Source organism: Streptomyces sp. (genome assembly GCF_031178505.1).
GTDB lineage: Bacteria > Actinomycetota > Actinomycetes > Streptomycetales > Streptomycetaceae > Streptomyces > Streptomyces gulbargensis.
On the sequence record NZ_JAPSIW010000387.1, the window covers coordinates 1 to 6,514 of the forward strand.

Here is a 6,514-nt window from a genome sequence, read left to right on the forward strand (position 1 = left end):
CTCGATGAGGCCGAGTGTCCACTCCTTGCCCGCGTCGGCCGAGTGCACCCAGAGGTGCATGATCTCCCCGATGTGCCCGAGCTGCCCCGGACCGCCCTCGGGGGTGTAGTACTCGGTGACCGCGGTCCGCCACTCCTCCAGCGCCCGCACCCGCCGGCGCAGCAGCTCCACCGCCTCCGCGCGCGGCAGGTCCACGAGGAAGCCGATGCCCGCCGAGAGCACGTCCATCTTCTGGTCGTAGCTGGTCAGGGACGCGCGCAGCAGGGTGAAGTACTCCTCCAAGCCGCGTTCCGTCAGCTCGTACTCGACCCTGGGCGGGCCGCCCACCGTGCTCGGCGCCAGCTCGTACGCGTACAGCAGTCCCTGCTTCGCCATCTGCTTGAGCGCGTGGTAGATCGAGCCGGGCTTGGCGTTGGACCATTCGTGGGCGCCCCAGAACTCCAGGTCGTTGCGGACCTGGTAGCCGTGGGCGCGGCCGTGCTGCTTGACCGCGCCCAGGACGAGAAGCCGGATCGCCGACATCCCGCACACCTCCTAGTCAATTTTGACCAGGGTACGCGGGGCGGAGGTCATCCGCGCCCCTGCTCCTCCGCGATCAGATCGAAGGAGACCTTGCCGTCCAGGGACTCGCGGACGATGTCCGCGTGCCCGGCGTGCCGCCCCATCTCCTGCACGAGGTGCAGCAGCATCCACCGCACCGACACCCGCCCGTCCTTCGGGAACCAGGGGGCGGGCGGCAGCGGGAAGGTGTCGTCCAGGCTGGGCACGGAGCGGACGAAGTCCTCCGTCTCCTTGGCGACCGAGTCCCAGAAGTCGACGATCTCGGGGATCGTCTCGCCGTCGGTCAGCCGGAAGGCCTCGCCCCAGGTGTCCTGGGTGCGCTGCCGCTCGTTCGGCCGCTGCTGGGCGAGGCGGAGCCAGTTCAGCTCCACCTCCGCCACGTGCTTGATCAGCCCCGAGAGGCTGAGCTCGCTGGCGCTCGGGCGGCTCGCCGCCTGCTCCTCGGTGAGGCCGCGCGCCGCCCGCCGGATCGCGGCGCGCTGCGCCTCGATGAAGTTGAGGAACGCGCCGCGCTCGTCGCCCTGGGCCTCCGCGGGTACGAGAGCCACCATGATGTCCGCCTTCCGTCGTGCGATCTCTTCGACAACGACCACGCTACGGGCCATTGAGGACAACTACTGTCCTAGAAGGCGGACTTCCGGCGATTTTCCCCGGCCGCTCAGAAGGGGAAGCGGCTGCGGCCGTGCTGGACGGAGATCCACTTCTGGGTCGTGAAGGCGTCCACCGTCGCCTCGCCGTTGAGCCGGCCGAGGCCCGAGTGCTTCTCCCCGCCGAAGGGGACGATCGGCTCGTCGTGCACGGTGCCGTCGTTGATGTGGATCATGCCGGTGTGGACGCGCCGCGCGAGCCGCACCCCGCGCTCGACGTCGCCGGTGTGGACGGCGCCGCTGAGCCCGTAGGGGGTGTCGTTGGCGATCCGTACGGCCTCGTCCTCGCCGTCGAAGGGGATGATCAGGGCGACGGGGCCGAAGATCTCCTGGCGGAGGACGGGGTCGTCGGCGGCGATGCCGGTGAGGACGGACGGAGACACCAGGTTGCCGTCGGCGGTGCCGTGCAGCAGCGCGGTCGCGCCGCCCCTGATCGTCTGCTCGACGACCGAGGAGACGGACTCGGCCTGCTGGGAGTTGATGAGCGGGCCGATCTGGGTGGCGGGGTCGGCCGGGTCGCCGACGCGCAGGGTCCGCACCTTCGCCACGAACTTCTCGGTGAACTCCGCCTCCACCGAGCGGTCCACCAGGATGCGGTTGGCGGCCATGCAGACCTGCCCCTGGTGCACGAAGCGGCTGAAGACGGCCGCGTCCACCGCGTAGTCCACGTCGGCGTCGTCCAGGACGATGAGGGCGCTGTTGCCGCCGAGTTCGAGGACCGCGCGCTTGAAGTTCTGGGCGCAGACGGTGGCCACGTGCCGGCCGACCTTGTCGGAGCCGGTGAAGGAGATGACCTTGGGCACCGGGTGCGTGAGGAGCGCGTCGCCGATCTCGGCGATGTCGGTGACGACGACGTTCAGCACACCGGCCGGGAGCCCGGCCTCCTCCAGGACCTTGGCGACGAGCGTGCCGCCGCAGACCGGGGTGTTCTGGTGCGGCTTGAGGACGACGGCGTTGCCGAGCGCGAGGGCGGGCGCCACCGACTTCACCGAGAGGAAGAAGGGGAAGTTGAAGGGCGATATGACGCCGACGACCCCGACCGGGACCCGGTAGACGCGGTTCTCCTTGCCGTCCACCGGCGAGGGCAGGATCCGGCCCTCCGGCCGGAGCGCCAGCTGCATCGCCTCGCGCAGGAACTCCTTCGCCAGGTGCAGCTCGAAGGCCGCCTTCAGACGGGTGCCGCCCAGCTCCGCGACGATCGTCGCGGAGATCTCCTCCTCGCGGTCCTCGATGATCCGCAGCGCCCGCTCGAAGACGAGCCGGCGCGTGTACGGGCTGGTCTCCGCCCACGCGGTCTGCGCCCGCTCGGCGGCGCGGTAGGCCCGGTCCACCTCACCGGCCGTGGCCACGGTGATCGCGGCGAGCTTCTCCCCGGTGTACGGATTGAAGTCGATGATGTCCCACGACCCGCTGCCGGGCTTCCACTCGCCGTCTATGTACTGGTGGGCCAGGTCGGTGAAGTGCGACATGGATGGAGACCCCTCTACCTGCTCCTGCGCGACTGATGTGGTGTCATCGTACTGACGAGTCAGGAGAGTTGAAGAAGTCCGCGGAGGAGGTCACGACTTTCGGCCGGATCCGGACTGTCCGCCCGCAGCCGGTCCATCACGCGCTCGTACTGGGCGACCTCCTCCCGCTTGTCGAGGTAGAGGGCGCTGGTGAGCTGCTCCAGGTAGACGATGTCGGAGAGGTCCGACTCGGGGAAGCTGAGCATGGCGAAGGAACCGCTCTCGCCCGCGTGGCCGCCGAAGCCGAAGGGCATGACCTGGAGCGTGACGCCGGGGTGCTCGGAGACCTCTATGAGGTGCCGCAGCTGCTCCCGCATGACCGAGCGGTCGCCGTACGGGCGGCGCAGCGCGGCCTCGTCGAGGACGGCGTGGAACTGCGGGGCGCGCTCGGAGACGAGGACCTTCTGGCGTTCCATGCGGAGCGCGACGCGGCGGTCGATCTCGGCGGCCGGGGCGCCGGGCATGCCGCGGCTGACGACGGCGTGCGCGTAGGCCTCGGTCTGGAGCAGGCCGTGGACGAACTGCACCTCGTAGACGCGGATGAGGGAGGCGGCGCCTTCGAGGCCGATGTACGTCTGGAACCATCCCGGCAGCACGTCGCCGTAACTGTGCCACCACCCGGCCAGGTTGGCCTCGCGGGCGAGACCGAGGAGGGCTCCGCGCTCGGACTCGTCCGTGACCCCGTAGAGCGTCAGAAGGTCCTCCACATCCCTGGACTTGAAGCTCACCCGTCCCAACTCCATGCGGCTGATCTTGGATTCGGACGCGCGGATCGAGTACCCGGCCGCCTCACGGGTGATCCCGCGCGATTCACGCAACCGCCTCAGCTGGGAGCCCAGGAGGATGCGCCGGACGACGCTCCCGTTCGCTCCGCCCGATTCGCCTGCGGTCACGGTTCCAGCCTCCCCTTCACGGTGTCGAGCCCCCGTCGAGCCCCGGATTCTGCCATCAAACGCTTCAGCCCGTACACAGCCGATTACGGAAGGGGGCGGCGGATGGCGCGAACGGGGCGCCGTACCGCGCGGCCGGGCACAGAAGATTTGGCCTTGATTCACCACAGCTTCGGACAGGTCCGGCGCGTGCACGTGCATCTGCCCTTGCATACCGTGGGCGCATTCGGAACCATGGCCCGTGCGCAGCCGCGTACTCGTTCGTGTTGTCGTGTTGTCGCACCACAGTCGCGATTCCCGGGAGTGCCTCGCATGGGGACGAATGGATCGACCGTGCTCGAGCCGTTACGGCAGGGCCTTCCGCCGATCGATCCCGGCGCCGTCTCCACCTCCGCCTCCTGCGCCCTGCCCGCGCGGTACGAGGCCGTGCGCGGGGCCCGGAAGTTCACGAGCGCGACCCTCGACCGCTGGGACATGAGCGAGCGCTTCGACGACGTGGCCCTGGTCGTCTCCGAACTCGTCACCAACGCCCTGCGCCACGCGCTGCCCGCCGACGCCGCGCACGACGAAGGCCCGAACCCGCCGGTGCGCCTGCACCTGATGCGGTGGGCCTCCCGGCTGGTGTGCGCGGTGCGGGACCCCAGCCGGGAGAGCCCGGAGGCGCGCGACGGCGAGGAGGACTTCGCCGCCGAGTCGGGCCGCGGGCTGTTCCTGGTGGAGTCGTTCAGCGACAGCTGGGGCTGGCACCCGCTCGCGGGCACGCTCCAGGGCAAGGTGGTGTGGGCGCTGTTCCACATCGGACCCGACCAGCGGGCCGTACCCGGACCCCGGCTGCCCTGAGGCCGGCGCGGACGGGCCCCCGGTGCCCGGGTACGGAAGAAGGGCCCCGGCGCTCCACGGCGCCGGGGCCCTTCTTCCGTACCCGGGTCCTCAGACGAGGTGGTCGAACTCCCCGTCCTTCACGCCGAGCAGGAGCGCCTCGATCTCCGCGGGCGTGTAGACGAGCGCCGGCCCGTCCGGGAACCGCGAGTTGCGCACGGCGACGTCTCCCCCGGGCAGCTTGGCGAACTCCACGCACGATCCCTGGGAGTTGCTGTGCCTGCTCTTCTGCCAGACGACATCGCGCAGCTCCGTGGCCGCCATGCCGTTGTACGCGTGGTGCGCGTGGTGCACTGGTAGCTCCCCGAGATGCGTTGGTGCAGGACTCAACTTCCTCGGATCATAGCTGTGTTCACATGCGGATGCAGGAGCAGATGCACGTGCACGCGGGCTGTAGCGGGGGTGCGACTCAGCGTGCTACCGACGAGTACGGCAGGAGGGCCATCTCCCGCGCGTTCTTCACGGCACGGGCGATCTGCCGCTGCTGCTGGGCGCTCACCCTGGTCACCCTACGGCTGCGGATCTTGCCGCGGTCGGAGATGAACTTCCGCAGCAGGTCCGTGTCCTTGTAGTCGATGTACGTGATGCCGTCCCGGTCCAGCGGGTTGGGGCGAGGCTTCGGGGGCTTGCGGGGGGACGTACGGGACACGGTTCAGACCTCCAGGAGGGTGTCGAAGTCGGACGCCAGCGCCCGCCAGGCCTCGCGGCCGGCCGCGTACTCGGCGTCGGTGAGCAGGCAGGAGCCGAGGACCTCGGCGAGGCCCTCGCGGTCCAGGCCGGGCGAGGTGAAGACGAGGTGCTGGCAGCGGTCGCCGTGTTCCGGGTGCCAGTCGAGGGCGGCCGCCGCGCGGCGGACCGGCGGCACCATCTCCCAGGCGGCGTCGGGCAGCGAGGCCAGCCAGGGACCGGCGCTCTCGACGCAGAGCGCGCCGCCCGCCGCGTCCCAGGCCAGCAGGGTGTCGGGCTTGTCCGCCAGCCAGAAGCGGCCCCGGCTGCGGGCCGCCGCGCAGGTCAGGTCCTCCAGGGCCGCGTACAGCCGCCCGGGGTGGAAGGGCCGGTGGTGACGCCAGACGAAGGTGGCGACCCCGCTCGCGTCGGCCTCCTGCGGCAGCAGGGCGCAGGCCGGGTGCTGGGCCGCCGCCGCCGCCTCGACGTCGAAGCCGGCGAAGACGGCGGCGGCGAGTTCGTCGCCGCCGACGGGGACGCGGCGGGCGGTGGGGTGGAGCTGGGCGAGGAGCGCGCGGTCCTCGTCGTCGGCCTCGGGGCTGTCCACGACGGCCAGGACCGGGGCGTACTCCAGCTGGCGGGCCCAGGTGTCGGCGACCGTACGGCGGTCGGTGGCGGCCGCGGCCAGCCCGGCGTCGGCGAGGTCGTCACCGTTGCCGAGGTACGGAAGGACCAGGGCCGGGTCGACGGCGGTGATCACGGCGGTGAGCCGGAGACCGGCCGCCGCGACCACCTCGGCCATCGCCTTGGGCTCGACGGAGTCCCAGAGTTCGACGACCGCGAGCCGGGTCAGGCCGGCCTCGCGCAGCCGCTCCAGCTCGGGGACGAGGTCCTCGCGCAGGGCACAGCAGGCGCAGTCGTTGACGAGCGGGGTGTCGTCGGTGGACAGCACGCCGGTGGCGTCCCGGACGATCCGGGCGACGGTCCCCGTCTCCGGGGCCGTCGCGAGGTCGTGGTGGAGCGCCACGCTGCCGGGGACGGTGGCGAGGAGCCGGTCCACGGCGGCGCGGCGGGCGTCGGAGTGCAGTCCTCCGACCAGGGCGACGGACAGCATCAGCGGGCTGCCTCGGCCGGGGAGCCGGGGCGGGGCCCACGCTTTCCGTAGCGCTTCTCGAAGCGCTCCACGCGGCCCGCGGTGTCGAGGACGCGCGCGGTGCCGGTGTAGAAGGGGTGGCTCGCCGAGGAGATCTCGACGTCGACGACGGGGTAGGTCCGGCCGTCCTCCCATTCCACGGTCTTGTCACTCGTGAGCGTGGAGCGGGTGAGGAAGGCGAAGCCGCCCGCCCTGTCGCGGAAGACGACG

The 6,514-nt window shown here is 71.2% G+C and carries 9 protein-coding genes; 1 reads left to right on the plus strand and 8 read right to left on the minus strand.

What is annotated here, in order from left to right; translation table 11 throughout:
* The 4 genes from RIF68_RS22850 to RIF68_RS22865 all read right to left on the minus strand — a co-directional run.
* Positions 1–522, minus strand: a 522-nt coding sequence (locus tag RIF68_RS22850; RefSeq protein ID WP_309053160.1) for a PadR family transcriptional regulator, incomplete at its 3' end; no start/stop codon positions are given.
* Positions 523–569: 47 nt separating this feature from the next.
* The gene (locus RIF68_RS22855; protein WP_309053161.1) at positions 570–1,112 is read right to left on the minus strand and encodes a DinB family protein; all 543 of its coding nucleotides are present in this window, start codon (positions 1,110–1,112) and stop codon (positions 570–572) included.
* Between the two features lie 107 nt (positions 1,113–1,219).
* Positions 1,220–2,677 (minus strand): aldehyde dehydrogenase family protein, encoded by a 1,458-nt coding sequence (locus RIF68_RS22860; RefSeq protein ID WP_309053162.1) that lies wholly within the window; start codon positions 2,675–2,677, stop codon positions 1,220–1,222.
* 59 nt (positions 2,678–2,736) lie between these two features.
* Positions 2,737–3,609: a helix-turn-helix transcriptional regulator gene (locus tag RIF68_RS22865; protein ID WP_309053163.1), complete on the minus strand. Its 873-nt coding sequence runs from the start codon at positions 3,607–3,609 to the stop codon at positions 2,737–2,739.
* Positions 3,610–3,918: 309 nt separating this feature from the next.
* Between RIF68_RS22865 and RIF68_RS22870 the strand changes: the two genes are divergently transcribed.
* Positions 3,919–4,446, plus strand: a complete 528-nt coding sequence (locus RIF68_RS22870; RefSeq protein WP_309053164.1) for an ATP-binding protein — start codon at positions 3,919–3,921, stop codon at positions 4,444–4,446.
* 90 nt (positions 4,447–4,536) lie between these two features.
* On the opposite strand, the gene RIF68_RS22875 is transcribed toward RIF68_RS22870, so the two are convergent.
* From RIF68_RS22875 to RIF68_RS22890, 4 genes are all read right to left on the minus strand, one after another.
* Positions 4,537–4,749 carry a DUF397 domain-containing protein gene (locus tag RIF68_RS22875; RefSeq protein ID WP_309053168.1) on the minus strand — a complete coding sequence of 71 codons (213 nt, stop codon included), beginning with the start codon at positions 4,747–4,749 and terminating at the stop codon, positions 4,537–4,539.
* Positions 4,750–4,894: 145 nt separating this feature from the next.
* Positions 4,895–5,134, minus strand: coding sequence for a 30S ribosomal protein S18 (gene rpsR / locus RIF68_RS22880; RefSeq protein ID WP_309053165.1), 240 nt, complete (start codon positions 5,132–5,134; stop codon positions 4,895–4,897).
* A 3-nt stretch (positions 5,135–5,137) separates the two neighbouring features.
* Entirely contained in the window at positions 5,138–6,265 is a 1,128-nt protein-coding gene (locus RIF68_RS22885) for a GTP-binding protein (protein ID WP_309053166.1), read from the minus strand.
* Positions 6,265–6,514 (minus strand): type B 50S ribosomal protein L31 (locus RIF68_RS22890; protein WP_309053167.1); only part of this gene is annotated, 250 nt, incomplete at its 5' end. The genes RIF68_RS22890 and RIF68_RS22885, both read right to left, overlap by 1 nt.

Coding starts and splice junctions, on each gene's coding strand:
- RIF68_RS22875 (WP_309053168.1), bottom strand. CDS start 4,749: ATGGCGGCCACGGAGCTGCGCGATGTCGTCTGGCAGAAGAGCAGGCAC.
- RIF68_RS22860 (WP_309053162.1), bottom strand. CDS start 2,677: ATGTCGCACTTCACCGACCTGGCCCACCAGTACATAGACGGCGAGTGG.
- RIF68_RS22870 (WP_309053164.1), top strand. CDS start 3,919: ATGGGGACGAATGGATCGACCGTGCTCGAGCCGTTACGGCAGGGCCTT.
- RIF68_RS22885 (WP_309053166.1), bottom strand. CDS start 6,265: ATGCTGTCCGTCGCCCTGGTCGGAGGACTGCACTCCGACGCCCGCCGC.
- RIF68_RS22855 (WP_309053161.1), bottom strand. CDS start 1,112: ATGGTGGCTCTCGTACCCGCGGAGGCCCAGGGCGACGAGCGCGGCGCG.